The organism is Polynucleobacter sp. 35-46-11 (assembly GCF_002281105.1).
The window spans coordinates 1-16218 of the sequence record NZ_NCFJ01000038.1 but is presented as its reverse complement, the minus strand read 5'-3'; the positions used below and the strand labels follow the sequence as shown (position 1 = coordinate 16218).

At 46.3% G+C, this 16218-nt stretch carries 16 protein-coding genes and 1 other RNA gene; 7 read left to right on the top strand and 10 right to left on the bottom strand.

The features are described from left to right. Positions 1 to 92: signal recognition particle sRNA small type (gene ffs, locus B7Y67_RS05065), an RNA gene on the top strand; the annotation flags it as partial. A gap of 95 nt (positions 93 to 187) precedes the next feature. On the opposite strand, the gene B7Y67_RS05060 is transcribed toward ffs, so the two are convergent. The 3 genes from B7Y67_RS05060 to B7Y67_RS05050 form a co-directional block, all read right to left on the bottom strand. Further along, positions 188 to 499, bottom strand: coding sequence for a BrnA antitoxin family protein (locus B7Y67_RS05060; protein ID WP_293597669.1), 312 nt, complete (start codon positions 497 to 499; stop codon positions 188 to 190). Continuing rightward, positions 453 to 758, bottom strand: coding sequence for a BrnT family toxin (locus B7Y67_RS05055; protein WP_293597668.1), 306 nt, complete (start codon positions 756 to 758; stop codon positions 453 to 455). Before B7Y67_RS05055 ends, B7Y67_RS05060 begins: the two co-directional genes overlap by 47 nt. A gap of 335 nt (positions 759 to 1093) precedes the next feature. After that, positions 1094 to 1549, bottom strand: a complete 456-nt coding sequence (locus B7Y67_RS05050) for a hypothetical protein (RefSeq protein WP_293597667.1) — start codon at positions 1547 to 1549, stop codon at positions 1094 to 1096. A gap of 302 nt (positions 1550 to 1851) precedes the next feature. Between B7Y67_RS05050 and B7Y67_RS05045 the strand changes: the two genes are divergently transcribed. The 3 genes from B7Y67_RS05045 to B7Y67_RS05035 are packed head-to-tail and all read left to right on the top strand — an operon-like array spanning position 1852 to position 3448. Beyond that, complete coding sequence (locus tag B7Y67_RS05045) at positions 1852 to 2343, top strand: nucleotidyltransferase domain-containing protein (protein WP_293597666.1); 492 nt, start codon at positions 1852 to 1854, stop codon at positions 2341 to 2343. Further along, on the top strand, positions 2336 to 2758 hold the full coding sequence (locus tag B7Y67_RS05040; RefSeq protein ID WP_293597665.1) for a hypothetical protein: 423 nt from the start codon (positions 2336 to 2338) through the stop codon (positions 2756 to 2758). Before B7Y67_RS05045 ends, B7Y67_RS05040 begins: the two co-directional genes overlap by 8 nt. Before the next feature lie 33 nt (positions 2759 to 2791). Continuing rightward, positions 2792 to 3448 (top strand): DUF3820 family protein, encoded by a 657-nt coding sequence (locus tag B7Y67_RS05035; protein WP_293597664.1) that lies wholly within the window; start codon positions 2792 to 2794, stop codon positions 3446 to 3448. Positions 3449 to 3469: 21 nt separating this feature from the next. On the opposite strand, the gene B7Y67_RS05030 is transcribed toward B7Y67_RS05035, so the two are convergent. The 7 genes from B7Y67_RS05030 to B7Y67_RS05000 all read right to left on the bottom strand — a co-directional run bounded on the left by B7Y67_RS05030 (position 3470) and on the right by B7Y67_RS05000 (position 14060). After that, a complete protein-coding gene (locus B7Y67_RS05030) occupies positions 3470 to 4012 on the bottom strand; it encodes a TIGR00645 family protein (RefSeq protein WP_293597663.1) in 543 nt (180 codons plus the stop codon). Positions 4013 to 4204: 192 nt separating this feature from the next. After that, entirely contained in the window at positions 4205 to 4336 is a 132-nt protein-coding gene (locus B7Y67_RS05025) for a hypothetical protein (protein ID WP_293597662.1), read from the bottom strand. Positions 4337 to 4519: 183 nt separating this feature from the next. After that, positions 4520 to 5830 (bottom strand): Y-family DNA polymerase, encoded by a 1311-nt coding sequence (locus B7Y67_RS05020; protein WP_293597661.1) that lies wholly within the window; start codon positions 5828 to 5830, stop codon positions 4520 to 4522. Beyond that, positions 5827 to 6303, bottom strand: a complete 477-nt coding sequence (locus B7Y67_RS05015) for a LexA family transcriptional regulator (RefSeq protein ID WP_293597660.1) — start codon at positions 6301 to 6303, stop codon at positions 5827 to 5829. The genes B7Y67_RS05020 and B7Y67_RS05015 overlap by 4 nt, the downstream gene beginning before the upstream one ends. Before the next feature lie 282 nt (positions 6304 to 6585). After that, positions 6586 to 7428: a tetratricopeptide repeat protein gene (locus B7Y67_RS05010; RefSeq protein ID WP_293597659.1), complete on the bottom strand. Its 843-nt coding sequence runs from the start codon at positions 7426 to 7428 to the stop codon at positions 6586 to 6588. 111 nt (positions 7429 to 7539) lie between these two features. Continuing rightward, positions 7540 to 11070 (bottom strand): exodeoxyribonuclease V subunit beta, encoded by a 3531-nt coding sequence (locus B7Y67_RS05005; RefSeq protein ID WP_293597658.1) that lies wholly within the window; start codon positions 11068 to 11070, stop codon positions 7540 to 7542. Beyond that, entirely contained in the window at positions 11067 to 14060 is a 2994-nt protein-coding gene (locus tag B7Y67_RS05000) for a PD-(D/E)XK nuclease family protein (protein ID WP_293597657.1), read from the bottom strand. Before B7Y67_RS05000 ends, B7Y67_RS05005 begins: the two co-directional genes overlap by 4 nt. Positions 14061 to 14179: 119 nt before the next feature. Between B7Y67_RS05000 and trxA the strand changes: the two genes are divergently transcribed. From trxA to B7Y67_RS04985, 3 genes are all read left to right on the top strand, one after another. Beyond that, positions 14180 to 14506, top strand: coding sequence for a thioredoxin TrxA (trxA, locus tag B7Y67_RS04995; RefSeq protein ID WP_062309025.1), 327 nt, complete (start codon positions 14180 to 14182; stop codon positions 14504 to 14506). Between the two features lie 222 nt (positions 14507 to 14728). Beyond that, positions 14729 to 15991: a transcription termination factor Rho gene (gene rho, locus B7Y67_RS04990; protein ID WP_046330324.1), complete on the top strand. Its 1263-nt coding sequence runs from the start codon at positions 14729 to 14731 to the stop codon at positions 15989 to 15991. Between the two features lie 145 nt (positions 15992 to 16136). Then, positions 16137 to 16218: 50S ribosomal protein L31 (locus B7Y67_RS04985; RefSeq protein WP_293597670.1), on the top strand; the 82-nt coding region annotated here is incomplete at its 3' end.

Sequence of the window (16218 nt, the reverse complement as noted above, 5' to 3'; positions counted from 1 at the left end):
CCTCCCCGCATGGCGGTTTGGATAACCTGGTCAGGTCGGGAACGAAGCAGCCAAACCCAATTCTGTCAGTGCCGGGGGTCGGGCTCGTCCACCTTCCCTTTAGATTTTTCTTAAGCAAGTTGCTCAAATGGCAACATTTATTACCTTATTGGCAACATCACAGATTTTTACGAGAAGTACTCGCAATTTAAGGTTGATGGGTTAATAACCAATCCTTTAGGGCCAGATCAATTTTTGTCTGCCACCCTGATCCAGCAGCTTTAAATTGCTCAATGACTTCCGCTGACAAACGAATGGTTGTTAACTTCTTTGGATGCTTGCTGACACTTCCGACGGGTCTGCCACGAAGCTTCTTGGCAAAAGCCTCTCGACCCTCTCTTTCGGAAACGACCTCTCCGTCTATGGACCAAACACCGCGCTTTAAATCCTCGGCCGTTACTTCAGGGGCATCATCAGGGTCGATCCATTCCCTGGCTATATTCTTTGTTTTCACGTTCATTTGCATTCCTCATCGATATGATTCTCTTCCTGGATCCTCGTGGGGTCCACACCACCACTGTCAATCGACCATCTAGAAATCCCAAAGTAATAAATCGAGATTCACCATAGCTTTGACGCAAGTCTGGAGATGTGTGAATGGTTCCACTGAAAATCTCTCCAGCACGAGCAAAATCTAGACCACGTTCTAAAAGAGTTTGAAAGCGCTTTTGCGAATCAAACTCTATCAACTCATTTAATTGTAGTAACAATTTATTCATCATTCAAGTAATTATTTGTAGCTACAAACAATTAAAGAATGCGGAGCACTCTTAGGATGCCCCAAATCATCCAAATGATCAGCAGTACAAGCACTACACGGGAATCCATCACCAATCGAAACAATCGTTGCTGCTTATGTATACATTCAATAGCTTGGTGCATGCTAAATCCCTCGGTAATCAGAAAGATTTAGCGTAGAGGCTTTGAAGATGAAATAACAGGGATGGGAGATGATTTGGGTGTAGGAAATGGATGGGTTAAAGGTCAGAATATGAGCCAGTCTTGTTATGTAATAGTATGAAATAACATAAATACCAATATCAATAGATCTATTTCATGAGTAAGCCATGCCCCTTCTGCACTCTGCCAGCCGAGCGAATAATTGACTCGAATGAATTTGGCGTGACGATTCGGGATGGCTATCCTGTTTCACAAGGACAGACTCCGCTACTTCAGGCTTGCCCTGCGGATCTTTTTTTTGGTTGGTGACCAAGAATTCCTTGGTCTCTAGAGCAACCTTGAGGTATTCGTCGGTAGCGGCTCTAAAGTTATCGGCACCATCCTCTTTGCTAAAGATATAGGTAAGGCTATAAATTAAGTTATCGCCATCTTCGCCATCAACCGTGACGGTATTTACCTCATCGTTATCCACCACCCGTAAGCCTCTACTAAATTCTGGCTTTTCTCCATCTACCCAACTCATATCGAGCCTATCGATATCAAAGCGCAGACTACGAAACAAGTTATTGACCGTAAACCGAGCTCCACCTAGGTATGTGTAATTACGCATAAGACCTCCAAATGAATTGATTAATCTTTATAAGCAAATTATCAAGACTGAGAGGCTCAAATATTGAGCTATGTGCTGCTAATCTAATTAATCTTGTGGAGCGGAAATTAACCTAGGGGTCGGGCTTGTCCACCTGTCCCAATAAATATGATGTGTGTCTGTTGCCTATTTTTATTTGATCTTGCTATTTTTTAGCACAATCATGCTATTATTTAGCAATGTCTTTATCAAGCGCTCTTTTTTCACCCAGCCAAAGCCTAGTTTTAGGCTGGGTCTTTGGCCATCCAGAACGAGAATTTCATTTGAGTGAATTATTGCGCCTGACTAAGTTGAGTAGCGCATCACTGCAGAGAGAGCTAAACCGACTTTCAGAAAGCGGGATTATCAGCTCAACAAAGCTTGGAAACTTAAGAATTTTTAAGGCCAATCAAAGCTCACCTATCTATAAAGAGCTTCATAGCCTTGTAAAAAAGACATTGGGCATTGATCACGAAATCAATGTTGCTTTATTACCATTGCATCAAGACTTACAACACGCATTAATCTACGGTTCAATTGCTAAAAATACCGATACAGCAAGTAGTGATATTGACCTTCTTTTAGTCGGAAAGAATTTGCGTCTTAGTAAAATACTGGATCTACTCACCCCAGTTGAACATAAGTTAGGACGAAAAATTAATCCCACCTGCTACACACCAAAAGAGTTTGAGAATCGTCGCGCAGAGCGAAATTCATTTGTGAATAAAGTGTTGGGACTACCTACCATCTCAGTGTATGGTGCCTTAATTGACTAATCAAAATTTAGATAATTTAGTCAAAATTGGTCAACTTAAATCTGAGCCTTCCGAAGAAATTGAAGTACTTAGGATGCTTGAGATTTCCCATAGACGTTTACTAGACTCCGGGATCGCAGAGGTGTCTATAGAGGGTCGATTTACGTCTGCCTACAATGCCGCTCATGGTGCGGCACTTGCTGCCCTACGCTGGCATGGGTATAGAAGTGAAAATCGGTTCATGGTATTCCAATGTCTCGGTGACACGCTAGGCTGGCCCACTAATAAATGGCGAGTTTTTGATGCAGTTCATCAAAAACGCAATTTGGCTGAGTATGAAGGCTATCTGGAGATTGAAGAGTCAACCATTGACGAGCTACGTGACCTAACGGCATCTTTAATTAAGGATGTTGAGGCACTCATCAAGGCACAATAGCTATCTAACCAAACGTTACCTAAAGAAGCCCTCATGCCCCAAGCCATTATTTTCGATGTAGAAGCAACCGATAAAAACGATGCCGTCATTATTGAGGCCGCCTCTTTAGACGTCACCTCGATCAATCCTCTTGCAGTGGGCAATCCTTGGGTGCAGCGTTATAACCCTGGTAAACCAATTAGCTTGGGTGCTTTAGCAACTCACCACATCATGGATGAGGAATTGGTTAACTGCCCCGCTAGCACTTCATTTAGATTACCCGCTGGTACTAAGTACATCATCGGTCATAGCGTAGATTTTGACTGGGAGGCTATTGGTAAGCCCGAGGTCAAGCGTATTTGCACTCTTGCTCTCGCTCGTAGCCTTTGGCCTGACTTGGATAGCCATACCCAAAGCGCTCTGCTCTATTACTTTGAACGAGCAACTGCTAGAGAGCAATTGCGTGATGCCCATAGTGCATTGGCAGATGTATGGATCTGCTCCAAGATTCTGGGGCAGATCATTGATCGCCTGCACCCCGCTTCTTTAGATGCTTTATGGGAAATGTCTGAGAAAGCCCGCATTCCGACGATCATGCCTTTTGGCAAGCACAAAGGTGAACTGATTAGTCAGGTGCCATCTGACTACAAGCAATGGATGCTCCGCCAGGAGAATGTTTCCGAATACCTTCGTAAGGCCTTGCAGGCTTAAGTTTTATATGTTCTGGTGGCCTTAGTGCTGCTTATGTGATGAAGTCACTAGCTTTTCTGTATAGGCAATCGCTACAGCTGACAACACAAAGGTAATGTGGATTAAGGTTTGCCACATTAAGGTTTTTTCATCATAGGAAGCTGCATTAATGAAAGTCTTCAGCAAATGGATTGATGAGATACCAATGATGGCGGTTGCTAGCTTTACCTTGAGTACACCGGCATTCACATGGGATAGCCATTCTGGTTGATCTGGATGGTTTTCTAATTCCAAACGAGAAACAAAGGTTTCCCATCCACCAACAATGACCATGACCAATAGATTAGAGATCATCACTACGTCGATCAAGCCAAGCACTACCAGCATTAAGGCAGTTTCAGTCATCGACTTATCTGCCATCATGCTAATGAGATGAACCAGCTCTAACCAGAACTGCCAAACGTATACGCCTTGCGCAACAATGAGGCCGATATAGAGCGGCGCCTGCAACCAGCGGGACATAAATATCCAGCGTGGTAGTGGGCGTAGTTTTTTATCTATGTAGGTTTGCTTGTCATCGATCATGTCTGGATTTTATCCACATTTATGACATTTTTATAATCTCATTACACCTATCTTGTGTAGGGTAATTCTGATGACTTTTGCCTTTGCTAGGGAATAAGGAATCCGTGATTTCCTTATTCCCCTTCCAGGCAGCTGCTGCTTGTTCTGTTTTTTATTTAATTCCGTTTTACTTCTGCTTCTACCGCTCTTTTCTTACTGATACTTGCGGCTAAATACTTGTGTATTGCTACGCTCGTTACGCTTGGTGCTTTTCAGTACTGCGCAGTAAGACAAGATCATGATGATTGCGAGTGAGATGCCGTTGAAGTTATTTAATAGTTCCATTTGATTTCTCCTGGTGTGTATCTACGTTAATTAGGTTTTGCTTGTTTTCTACTTCTGTTTTGTTGCTATGTGTTCAGAATATTGGCTTACTGGCTCACGAAATGAGCTAGTAAAATTAGCTGTGTTATTTGTTGTTTTTTATTCATCTTTTTCATCTTTTTTTGCTTGTTCTTTAATAGCTCTTTAGCGCACTACTGGCAGCTCATCCCACTGCGTGGTGTAGTTCGGCGATCTATTGCCTGATCGCATTTGCCAGTCTTGCTTAGTTCCAGATGCGGCGGTTTTGATAGCGGCATTACCAAAACGGGTATTGATCGAGTCCATGGCCTTCATGAGTCCAGCAGACTTGCCTTTGACTTCCATGTCATCAAATAGTGATTGCTGCATGGTGGGTTTATCAGCCAAGAGATTGAGAATGACGCCTGCTTTTTTGTACTTAAAGCCTGTCTTGTAGATTTGCTTTAAACCTTTTAATGCGGCGCTAGTGAGCGTTAAGGTGTTATCACTAGGATCACTCAGAACCACTGTGATGCTTTGGTGATGTTGTGGCTCAAACGGCTTATGTGGGTTGGTTTGCACAAAAATAGTGAGCGCGCCCGTGACTGACTTTTGGCTTCTGAGTTTCTCGGCACCTCTTGCAGCATGGGTGGCGACAGATTCAGCCAACTCTTCCATGGAGGTCACTGGCTTACCAAAACTTCTTGAAGAAATAATCTGTTGTTTAGCTGGAGCCACTTCTTCGAGCTGCAGACAAGATACGCCACGCAACTCGTAGCAAATACGCTCAATCACCACACCAAATTGTTGGCGCATCGCTTGTGGTGATACTTGCACTAGATCAAAGACGCTATTGATCTTAAGCTCTTTGAGTTTCTTGGCAGTCTTACCACCAATACCCCACACCTCACCTACTGCTGTCTCCGCCATCCATTGATAAAGCGCTTCTTTGGACATGGAGCTGATATCACACACGCCAGCAAACTGGGGGTGCTTTTTAGCTAAGTGATTAGCTAACTTAGCGAGCGTCTTGCTGGCACCAATGCCAACACATACAGGCAAGCCTGTTGTGTCTTTAACGTCTTGCTTAATAATTTGACCTAAGCTAGTTGGGTCAGCATATTGCTTGAGCACCGTCTCGATTTGCAGAAAGCTCTCATCAATACTGTAGACCTCGAGATTGGGCGTGAACTTTCTTAAGACTTCGACTACCCTACCGCTCATATCACCATACAAGGTGTAGTTTGATGAATAAGCTTGGATGCCATGCTGCTTAGCCAGATCTTTCATCTGAAACCAGGGTGTACCCATCTTCACGCCCAGCGCTTTGACTTCAGCACTACGCGCTACTGCGCAACCATCGTTATTAGAGAGTACTACCATGGGTACACCCTCTAGCTTGGGTGCAAACACACGCTCGCAAGAGACGTAGAAGTTGTTCACATCCACGAGTGCGAAAAGTTGATTGGTTTGGCCGGCCTGATTAATGGTACTCATATCGATTTACCGTTTCTGCTACTGGCGTGGCTATATCTGCGCACTACTCCAACCACCACACCCCAGATTTGGAGCTGGCTGTTCTCATTAAAAGTAATGGGCTGGTAGTTTGGGTTCTCTGGCTGGAGCTCGGTTTTGCCACGCAACTGATAGAGGCGCTTGATGGTGTACTCGTCATCCACTACAGCAACAACGATGTCTTTATGTTTTGGTTTGAGGGCTTTATCGACCACCACCTTGTCGCCGTCACAAATACCCGCACCCATCATCGAATCACCCTTTACGGTGAACATGAAGGTGGCTGGCTTGTTTTGAACGAGGTAGCTGTTGAGATCCAACCCTTCCTCAGCGTAATCGGCTGCTGGACTCGGAAATCCCGCAGAAATACGGTGACTCAGAAGCTTAAACTCATAGGCGCCATGAGCAGCTAAGGCTTGTGGGGCCTGGCTTAAGGTCGCTTTTGAGGGGGTCATCTGAGTCGTCATAGGTATTAATATACTGTATGTTTATACAGTATATGAAAAAACCTTAAAAATGACGCTCTTTTTGTTGCTTTTGAGCTATTTGCCTAAATATTGAGCAATAAAAAACCACCCGAAGGTGGTTAATACAACTGGGTTAGCTGGCGGATTGCTAGCAAAAGGCAAATGCCAAAATGGCTGGATCATCCAGGAAAGCATTCGAGGTATAGATGCTTGCCCGATAAAACCAGACATGCCCTACTTCGATGATCTCCGCCAAACGGTTCATGACCCTTAAACGTCACTCATGAAGTCGCCACCACCACTGTCATCCCAAGAACTTGCGCCACCATCATCCCAGGAGCTGGCATCACGTACACCAAAGTTAGGATCTAACGATGCTGGACCACCTACTTGGTTCATGTTGGAGTTCGCATTGTGGTCAGCGTTTGAATGGCCACCATCGCGCCCACCCATGAGATTGCTTGCTAATGCTTGACCAGCATACATACCGGCACCTAATGCAGCACCAGTAGCTAAACTACCCATCAAGCCACTGCCCATGCCACCAGCTGGCGCTCCAGGATATCCAGGATTGCCAGGGCCACCGGGACCACCTGGGTAACCAGCTGGGCCACCTGGAGTTCCAGGATAACCGGCGCTTGGAGCGTTATAGACCTGCACCGCTTCAGCCTTACGACGCTTCATCACAATCATGACGCCAATGATCAGGATGGCAATCAAACCCCAGAAGAGCGGATTGCTAAAAATGGATGTCTGACTAGCAGCAGGTGTAACTTGAGTGCTAGCTAATTGCATCTGGAGTTTTTGTACAGACTCAGGTTGAGCAAACGGCAAACCGGGTGCTAAGTTTTGCGCTTTGATGAAATGATTACGCGCTGCTTCTAACTTACCCTCTTTCAGGTAAAGCTCAGAAGCTACGTAGTGCGCTTTAGCGCTATTAGGATGGTTTTGTAGAACCTCTTTCATCATGGCATCGGCTTTAGCCATCTGCCCAGATTGCACCGCTTGATACACCTCGGGCAAAGTTGCCTCGGCAAATGCTGCGTTGCTAGTTAACAGTACCGCTGCTGCGAATACGCCAACAAATAAATTAATTACTTTACGAATTGTCATCAGGACTCCTTGTAGGATATTTCGTGTGAACTTCATTATCCCTAGTTTGGGGATTATTACTATTCCCTACCTATATAGGGTCTTTAGGATGGATTTCAAGGGGCCCTGGGGCTAGATTACTTCCTTGAGATCGCCCTTTGAGGAGATCAAAAAGGCTTTATTTGGTTTATCTTTGCGAATGCGTCCCAACTCAGCCTGGTAACCCTTCAATTGCTTGCGATACTTCTCATACCTCTCATCACCCTCTTCAGGAATGGTGAGCTTGTAATCAAGAATGGCTAGATGGTCCTCAAACTCTACTAGGCGATCCATGCGGTAGCTTCTGCCTTGCTCATCAGCAATATCGATTTCATTCCAAGCTTGAACCCACTGGTTTTCAGTGAGGTACTTTTGGAGCGCTTGTGTATTCATCACAACCTGAACGCGCTCAGTCAGTTTTTTGGCCTGCTCTTGATCGATGTTGAGCCAATCCATCAATTCTTGCTCGCTTGGCATTTCTGTCTTTACCTGCGTACCTGAGTGCACAGTTAAGAACTCTAGCAATTTATGGAAATGCGTTCCTTCTTCCAAAATCTCTGGATCGGGTTGCTCTACCGCTTGCGCCTGCTCTTTTGCTTTTGCAGCAATCGCTAGTGCGCCACTTTCAATATCGGCAATTGTTTCTTGATGAGATTGTTTGGCCGCATCCCATGACAATTGGAAATGATTTATCTGAAATGGCTCACTACCATTGGAATTCACCTTCTCCTGTTCTTGAGGTGGCAGTTCTCCTAACTGGGTAGCGTCCAAGGTCTCCATCCCTGCCGCAAGCGCTCTGCCATACCAAGATTTTTGACTAATGCCGTCCTTGATATGAGATTGGACGCCACTAATCCATAAGCCTTGCTGTGCGCGAGTCATCGCTACGTACAGGACGTTCCAATTTTCATTCTCACTAACTTCATTCTCTTTTGCGTAGATTGCTGCACGCTTCTCTGTCAAAGACTTTGCGGTATACAGAGACAGATGGCTTGGACTCGTCTCATCTGGAGACCAATCAAGTAGTACGCCACGATTGGGTGCTTTCCACTCTGTATGGTTGGCATCGAGCATGATCACAAATGGCGCCTCTAAACCTTTAGCCCCATGAATAGTCATTAAGCGCACGCACTTATGTTGGTCTTCCTCCGACATCTCGCTATCGAGATCCACCTCACCAATGTCGTCGTCAGCCTCAGCCTCTACATCGCCCTCATCCGGGGTCTCGTCATCATCACCCCGACGCATCGCATTAATCTCTTCGATAAAGCGACTCAAGCTCGGATAGCGACCACCATCTTGATTTAAGGCAAGCTCCAAGAAGGCATCTAAATTAGCCAACACCTGCGCACGTGCTAAATTTTGGGAGGCCACTGCATAACTGACTCGTAAATTACTCTCTTGATAAATGAGATCAAGCAAGTCGTGTACGGGCAATACTTCACCTAGACCTCTCCAACGCTCTAAATAGCGTGCTGCCTTTTGTATAGGGGCATCGAAGCTACTCTGTAAGGCATCCCACCAAGATGATTTGGTTTGAGTTTGGCTTTCGCTTTGACTGTAACTGTCGCCCACATGGCTGCTGAGCTCCTGCATTTGCTGCTCGGTAAAGCTAAAGATGGGACTGCGCAACACTTGCGCTAGTGGCAAGTCGTGCCTTGGGGATACCAAGACAGTGAGCAAGGCAATTAAGTCGTCGATCTCTAAAGTATTCAGGAGGCCGCCTAAGCGAGAACTATCGTAAGCCAAGCCTGCTTCGCGCAGTGCTCGCTCAAATTGCGGCAAGTAGGCGCGGCGCTTGACGAGCAATATAAAGTCACTAGCTCTTGCTGGGCGCCAGCACTCTTTGCCATCTTTTTTATCAATTACTTGGCGCGTTGTCAGAACATGATGAATCAAGCGGCTTACTTGTTGACCCTCCCAATAGCGCTGTTGCACTCCGACAGTCAACCCTGAATCCTCAATAGGATTATCTAGAGCGCTACCAGTGCGCTCAGCTTGATCCTGCTCTGTACGCTCAATGAGTGGCAATAACATCGCCTCGCCCTTGGCGGCAAACTCCTTCTCAGCAATACCCTCTAATGGTGCTTTCCAGTCAGTATCTTGCTTGGCAAATACATAGCTCGGTGGAACTGCATCCGTTAAAAAGATATCGTTCACCGCATCATTAATTGCATGCGCATTTCTGCGGGTGGTGTTCTTTTCCAAATACTTCGCCTGCAGAGTCGACTCCAGGAAAGTAGTTGCACTAGTGAACAATCTTGGGTCAGCGCGGCGGAAGCGATAGATCGACTGCTTGGGATCTCCGACAATAAAGACGCTTGGACGAGAGCCGTCTTGTCCATAACCCTCCAGCCAAGAACGCAAAATCTGCCATTGCAGTGGATTGGTGTCCTGAAACTCATCAATCAGAATGTGACTGTACTTCGCATCTAGTCTTGCTTGCAGGTAAGCGGCATTAGCCGGATCGGCCATCAACTGGCTCACGCCAATTTCTAGGTCATCAAAGTCACGTACACGCATCGACTCTTTAGCTTTTTGCATATGACCTAGCATTGCTTCGCTCATCGCAAACCAAGCGGCATTGACCGCATAAGCATCTTGATCATTTTTCCAGGAGAACCATGCCTCATATGCATCAACCCAAGCATTACGAATGGAGGTGATCTGCAACGGGTCGCCACCAGTCGCAGCCAGATAATCCCGCATAGGTACCGACATCGTCGCAATATCTTTTAGTGGTGTCAGAGTCTTGGTTAAGAAGTAGCTTTGCCATTGATCCGCAATCTCCATCACGGAGCCACCTGCCGCATGAAGTGCAATGACTCTCTGAATAAATGGCGCACTTTTCTTTTGACCAGGGGTGCCATTACTAAAGCACTCAAGCATCACTTGTAAATCTTCTTTAGTGCCAGGGCGTCGCCAAAATTCTTCTAGCGGGTTTGGCAACGATAAATTGGGTAAGCATTGTGCTAAAGCGTCGACTGGACTAATGCCCTTAGCTTTACAAGAAGCCAAGAAGAATGTCCAAGCACCTCTTTGCTTAAAGAGGCTGTAATTACCCATCAAGAACTTGTCAGTCTCAAAAGCGCCAAACTCTTTGAGTAAAACGTCATAGTGTTTTTTCAGATCAGCAGGTAAATCGCCCCACCAATCTTGCATGCACTCTTCTTGTAGGCGCTTGGCATCTTCACGGAGATTAAATCCAGGCTGGACTTCTGCGGAGATTGGCGCCGCTCCGAGAAGTCTACCGAACCACCCATGGAAGGTATCAATCACAATCGATTGGGGGCTCATTAATACCTTCAGATACAGCGCCCTTGCTTGCGGTAGCAACTTCTTCGCTTCCGCATCGTTCAATCCTCTCATTGTGAGCTCATGAATGAGTTGCTCATCAGTCATTTGAGAAAACTGTTCCAGCAAGCCGTATAGGCGGTCGCGCATTTCTTGGGCGGCTTTACGGGTAAAGGTCAGCGCCAAGATCTCTTGAGGTTTAGCGCCAGCGAGCAATAGGCGCACCAGGCGTGCGACCAAGAGCCAAGTCTTGCCGCTGCCCGCACAAGCGGAAACAATCACTGAGTTATGCGGGTTGCAGGCTACGGCGTAATCAAACTTATCGCTCACCACATCCCCTTTCTGCAAATGCCCCTGGCTTCGCAATACTGGCAAACGCTATCCGGTGCAAACGCTTTCATAGGTTTGCGTGCCCATAAGACTTCTAAATCCTCATTGAGTTGTTCTGAAAATTGCCCCATCATCTCTGGCATTTGTTCAACTGGATGAGCCCTCACAATCTTGTCATCGGCTTTCTTAAGATCTGCTTTTAATGACACCCATTCAGCTTGCTCGATGGTGCGGCCAGGAAGATGTGCTGCAACGGCATTCTCATTGACGGCGCGGGCGTAGATTAGCAATTGAGGATCATCCAAGAGATGATCTGCCCGCTTCTTGATTTTGGCGATACCTTGGTTCTTGTAATCAATGACTGCTGCGGCAGTGGAATTACTGACGTTCACGTCAAAGCGGTCAGCCCGTCCCGCAATCTCAATTTCTCTTTGCACGCCATCGGGATCAGTCAGCATCACCATAAATCCAACTGGCAACTCTGCATCGTGATACTGCCAACCTTCAGCCTCGCGCTTGAGTTGCCAATCTACAAAGCTAGGAATCTGCTTTTGCCAATCACGCAAAGTACCGGTGACTCTGGCATCACCCTTAATCAAGCGCTCAAACTCTTTTTCTGAATGCTTGATGAGATGCTCTTGCATCCACTCACGACGAGCATCCTCACCTTCATGAATCCTTGAATGGGTTTTTTGCTCTTCTGTTTTTAATGCTTGGAAGAAGTTCTTTGACAAGGCGTGCAAAACCTGCCCTGCCAATGAAGCATCAAAGCCTTCTTCGAATTCTTTTGCCTTACGTAAACCCAAGATACTTCGGACGTAGTAACGATAAGGACAATCTCTTAATGCTTTGTAAGCACTAGGAGACATACTAATCGGCAATGCAATCTCAGGGTTAACGGTTGTGACCGCTTCTTGCAATGGGTCAGATTGGTTTGAATGCGTATCGGGCTTCGCCTCCAATATTGGCCAATCTGGCAATTGCGTGCGTAAGCGACTAATCCAGGCTGATGGCCTGAGAGGTTCGCCGCTTTTGCTTTTACTCTGCCAAAGCAAATCGACTTGCGGACAAGAAATCAGTAATTGCGAGAGATCTCTAGCCTGCTGAATATATTGCGCTGTAACGGTTGAGGCTTTTAATAAGCGATTGAGCGTATCCGAGAAAAATAATGGTGGCTCAGAAAACGCTGGCAACTGTTGCTCATCGCAACCCACCAAGACAACGGCATCAAACTCTCGCAAACGTGTTGAGCTTAGCGGCAAGATACTTAAAGTTGCTTGCGCTTGCTGACCCACCTCTTGATAGGAGGCCTCCTCAATTACCGTCTTGAGTAAGCTCAGCCACTCTGGCAAACGCATAGCGACCTGCCGATAGACACCCGCACCTAAATCAAAAGTCTTGAGCACTTCAAGTAATTGCTTACCAGCGGAGTCTTTTTCAAGTTGCTGCGCCATGCCCATCTCTTGCAGATTAGCTTGCAGGAGTACATAAGCATTTTCACAATCGAGTTTGAGCTCCAACCACTGCGCATGATGTCGTTGCAATAAAGTGAGCAACTCCAAGAGTGATTCATGGGGCACACTGCCACGCGATGATGAATAGGCATTGGCTCGTTCAATCGCAATTCGAAAGGTTTCCCAACCTGACTTTGCTTGGCTTGCAATCAGAATATCTTCAAGCTGAGCAATGAGGCTGACACAAGCCTCCGATGGCTTTTGTAAGGTATGGGCAATATCAAAAAAGGGATTTTGTAAAAACTCCAGCAAGGCACTTGCACTCGGTCCCTCTTTAGGCGAGCGAATTAACTCCAACCAACTATTGAGCGATGCTGCGGCGCGGGTAGTTGAAAGCTTCCAACCGGTCTCGTCACGAATACGCAGATTTGGTCCAAAGCGTGACAGCAATGCGCGCGCCCTTCTTGCAGCTAAACGATCTTGTGCAACGAAAGCGATGTTGGTCTTGCCTGCAATTAAATGCGCCTCAATCGATTTGGCTGCTGCCCAAGCCAATTCTTCAAATCGTCTAGCCGCCAATAACTTCCATCCATCATGGAAGCTTGCTTGAATGTTGTGATCCACCAGGATCTGCTGTTCGCTATCTACTGGTTTGAGCTGCCCTTCGGCATCTTGCCCAGTTAGCGCCTCAGACCACAGCGCCACTAAATGCCAATCCATTCCAATATTCACTACAGGTGCAAATTGTGAATACTCATTTAAATACCGAGACATCATCTCTTGATCAATCGGCTTGGGATCAGCAGTCTCCACCCAAATCAAAGGTCTTGCCACAGCTTGATTGGTATTTGCAGCCTGAAGATGGGCAGCCAATGCGAAATGCTTACGCATGACAGGATCACCAGGACTACTGAGGAAACGCCAGAAGGCCAATAAAACAGTGGATTCTTGATCAACGACCTTACGAGATAAGCCAACATAGGCTTTAGCGATCGCTTGATCCAACAGTGTTTCTACTTGTTTTACCCACAACTCTGAATCGAGGGTTTGGTTTTGTACTAAGGCATTGATTTCGCTTTGCATCAGTGGCACAACTGCCTCTGACAAGGAATCGCATGCATCGATCACTGCCTGCGCCAAACCCCAAGCCCCCGCTTCACTCTCGGCCTTAAACCAGCTTTGCAATATTTTGTGTTTACGCAGGTTGATATAAACAGATAACCAACGCTCTAGATCTGTTTGCTTTTTGGGGAATTTCCATGCGCCTGGTGCTGCCTCTAGCCAGTCGTTAAAACTCATGACTTGCGGTAGGAAAGCAATCTGATTTGGCAGATCTTGAGGTCGATGCTTTTCTAGGGCAGTCCTCACCCCCATTAATGGGCCTGCAGTACTCAGAACCACCAAGGGGCGCTGGTTCGTTTGCACCGCACAACTCCAAATACCCTCGGCGAGTGACTTCAGAGCGCTGGCATTGGGCGCTATTGCCCAAGCATGTGGCTGCTTTAGATCATTCAGGATTGGAAATGGGTGCGGCATTGAGGGTGGTTCTGGGGCTGGTTTTTTAGTATTTAGGCAGAAAGTGTGGCTTATTGCTAATATAAGCGTTGTAGCGCGATAACTATATAAAACTAAATAAGACTAATTAAGGAATTTTCATGAGTGCCGGCATCAAATATGTAACTGACGCTTCTTTCGAGCAAGACGTTCTAAAGTCCGATAAACCTGTTCTCCTCGACTTCTGGGCTGAGTGGTGTGGTCCTTGCAAGATGATCGGTCCTATCCTTGAAGAGCTGGCTGGTGAATACGGCGACAAGATCCAAATCGCTAAGATGAACGTGGATGAGAACCAAGGCGTTCCTGCCCAGTTCAATATCCGCGGCATCCCAACATTGATCCTCTTTAAGAACGGCACTGTTGCTGCTCAAAAAGTAGGCGCTTTGGCAAAATCCCAGTTGACTGCGTTTATTGATAGTCATCTGTAAATAGTCCTAGATCACAGGTTCACTGCGTGAGCCTGTGGTTTTCAGCAGTTTTTAGTGTAGTATCTATTTCAACGCACTTTCAGTGCCCCGATTTCTAGCAATTTCCTCCCCCCTTCTTTTTAGCAAATACTCCCAAATTCTGTTTTCCCAATCTGTCTGATGTCCATCTAGACAGCAATACCCCAAAACACATCTACATCCTTATCTACACCCGAGAACCACATGCAATTATCTGAACTCAAAGTACTCCACGTATCCGCCCTGCTTGAAATGGCAGCTAGCCTGGAGATTGAAAATACCCAACGTATGCGCAAACAAGAGTTGATGTTTGCCATCCTCAAAAAGCGCGCTAAAGAAGGTGAATCTGTTTTCGGTGACGGCACTTTGGAAGTATTGCCTGACGGCTTTGGTTTCTTGCGCTCCCCTGATGCCTCTTACATGGCTTCTCCGGACGATATCTACATCTCTCCTGCACAGATCCGCCGCTTTAACCTGCATACTGGTGATAGCGTTGAAGGCGAAGTTCGTACCCCTAAAGATGGCGAGCGCTATTTTGCGTTAGTCAAAGTAGACAAGATCAACGGTTTGGCTCCTGAAGCCTTAAAGAACCGCATCATGTTCGAGAACTTAACTCCTTTGCATCCAAATCGCGTCATTCAGTTAGAGCGTGACATCAAAGCCGAAGAGAATTTAACTGGCCGCATCATCGATATGATCTCCCCGATAGGCTATGGCCAGCGTGGCTTGATCGTTTCTTCACCGAAGTCCGGTAAGACTGTAATGATGCAGCACATCGCTCATGCGATCTCTGCGAATAATCCGGATGCGATCTTGATCGTGTTGTTGGTCGATGAGCGCCCTGAAGAGGTTACTGAAATGCAGCGCTCTGTGCGCGGTGAAGTCGTTGCCTCTACATTTGATGAGCCAGCTGTGCGTCACGTACAGGTTGCCGAGATGGTGATTGAAAAGGCTAAGCGTTTGGTTGAGATGAAAAAAGACGTCATCATCTTGCTTGACTCGATTACCCGCCTTGCTCGTGCTTACAACACCGTAATCCCTTCATCTGGAAAAGTACTCTCCGGCGGTGTGGATGCAAACGCATTACAGCGTCCAAAACGTTTCTTCGGTGCCGCACGTAACGTGGAAGAAGGTGGCTCACTCACCATCATCGCTACTGCCTTGATTGAAACTGGTAGCCGCATGGATGACCTCATCTACGAAGAGTTCAAAGGCACAGGTAACATGGAAGTACACCTTGAGCGTCGTTTGGCCGAGCGTCGTGTTTACCCATCGATTAACCTCAACAAGTCTGGCACCCGCCGTGAAGAGTTGCTGGTTAAAGCTGAAAACCTCCAGAAAATCTGGGTTTTACGTAAATTATTGGCCGATATGGACGATATTGAGGCGATGAACTTTATCGTTGATAAGCTCAAATCCACCAAAAATAACGGTGAATTCTTCGATTTAATGCGTAAGGGTGGCTAATTTAGCCCCTCATAGACGGTAAAAGTGCGCTTTGTTGTTGATTTCATGGCATAATTTCGCTTTTACCGCTTTAATAATTTGCATTTAACTGGGTAAGTATTTGGGTCTTTGGACTTAAACGGCTGCCTGCTAATAGGACTTAATAATGAAACCTGGCATTCACCCCGAATATCGTGAAATCGTCTTTGTAGACGTTTCTAATAACTTCAGCTTCAAGACTCGCTCCA

Bases quoted from the DNA above. Each gene is read 5' to 3' on its own strand.
- B7Y67_RS05055 (WP_293597668.1), bottom strand. From the start codon at position 758: ATGAATAAATTGTTACTACAATTAAATGAGTTGATAGAGTTTGATTCG.
- B7Y67_RS05010 (WP_293597659.1), bottom strand. From the start codon at position 7,428: ATGACAATTCGTAAAGTAATTAATTTATTTGTTGGCGTATTCGCAGCA.
- rho (WP_046330324.1), top strand. From the start codon at position 14,729: ATGCAATTATCTGAACTCAAAGTACTCCACGTATCCGCCCTGCTTGAA.
- B7Y67_RS05025 (WP_293597662.1), bottom strand. From the start codon at position 4,336: ATGGAACTATTAAATAACTTCAACGGCATCTCACTCGCAATCATCATG.
- B7Y67_RS05030 (WP_293597663.1), bottom strand. From the start codon at position 4,012: ATGATCGATGACAAGCAAACCTACATAGATAAAAAACTACGCCCACTA.
- trxA (WP_062309025.1), top strand. From the start codon at position 14,180: ATGAGTGCCGGCATCAAATATGTAACTGACGCTTCTTTCGAGCAAGAC.
- B7Y67_RS05000 (WP_293597657.1), bottom strand. From the start codon at position 14,060: ATGCCGCACCCATTTCCAATCCTGAATGATCTAAAGCAGCCACATGCT.
- B7Y67_RS05050 (WP_293597667.1), bottom strand. From the start codon at position 1,549: ATGCGTAATTACACATACCTAGGTGGAGCTCGGTTTACGGTCAATAAC.
- B7Y67_RS05015 (WP_293597660.1), bottom strand. From the start codon at position 6,303: ATGACCCCCTCAAAAGCGACCTTAAGCCAGGCCCCACAAGCCTTAGCT.
- B7Y67_RS05060 (WP_293597669.1), bottom strand. From the start codon at position 499: ATGAACGTGAAAACAAAGAATATAGCCAGGGAATGGATCGACCCTGAT.
- B7Y67_RS05020 (WP_293597661.1), bottom strand. From the start codon at position 5,830: ATGAGTACCATTAATCAGGCCGGCCAAACCAATCAACTTTTCGCACTC.
- B7Y67_RS05035 (WP_293597664.1), top strand. From the start codon at position 2,792: ATGCCCCAAGCCATTATTTTCGATGTAGAAGCAACCGATAAAAACGAT.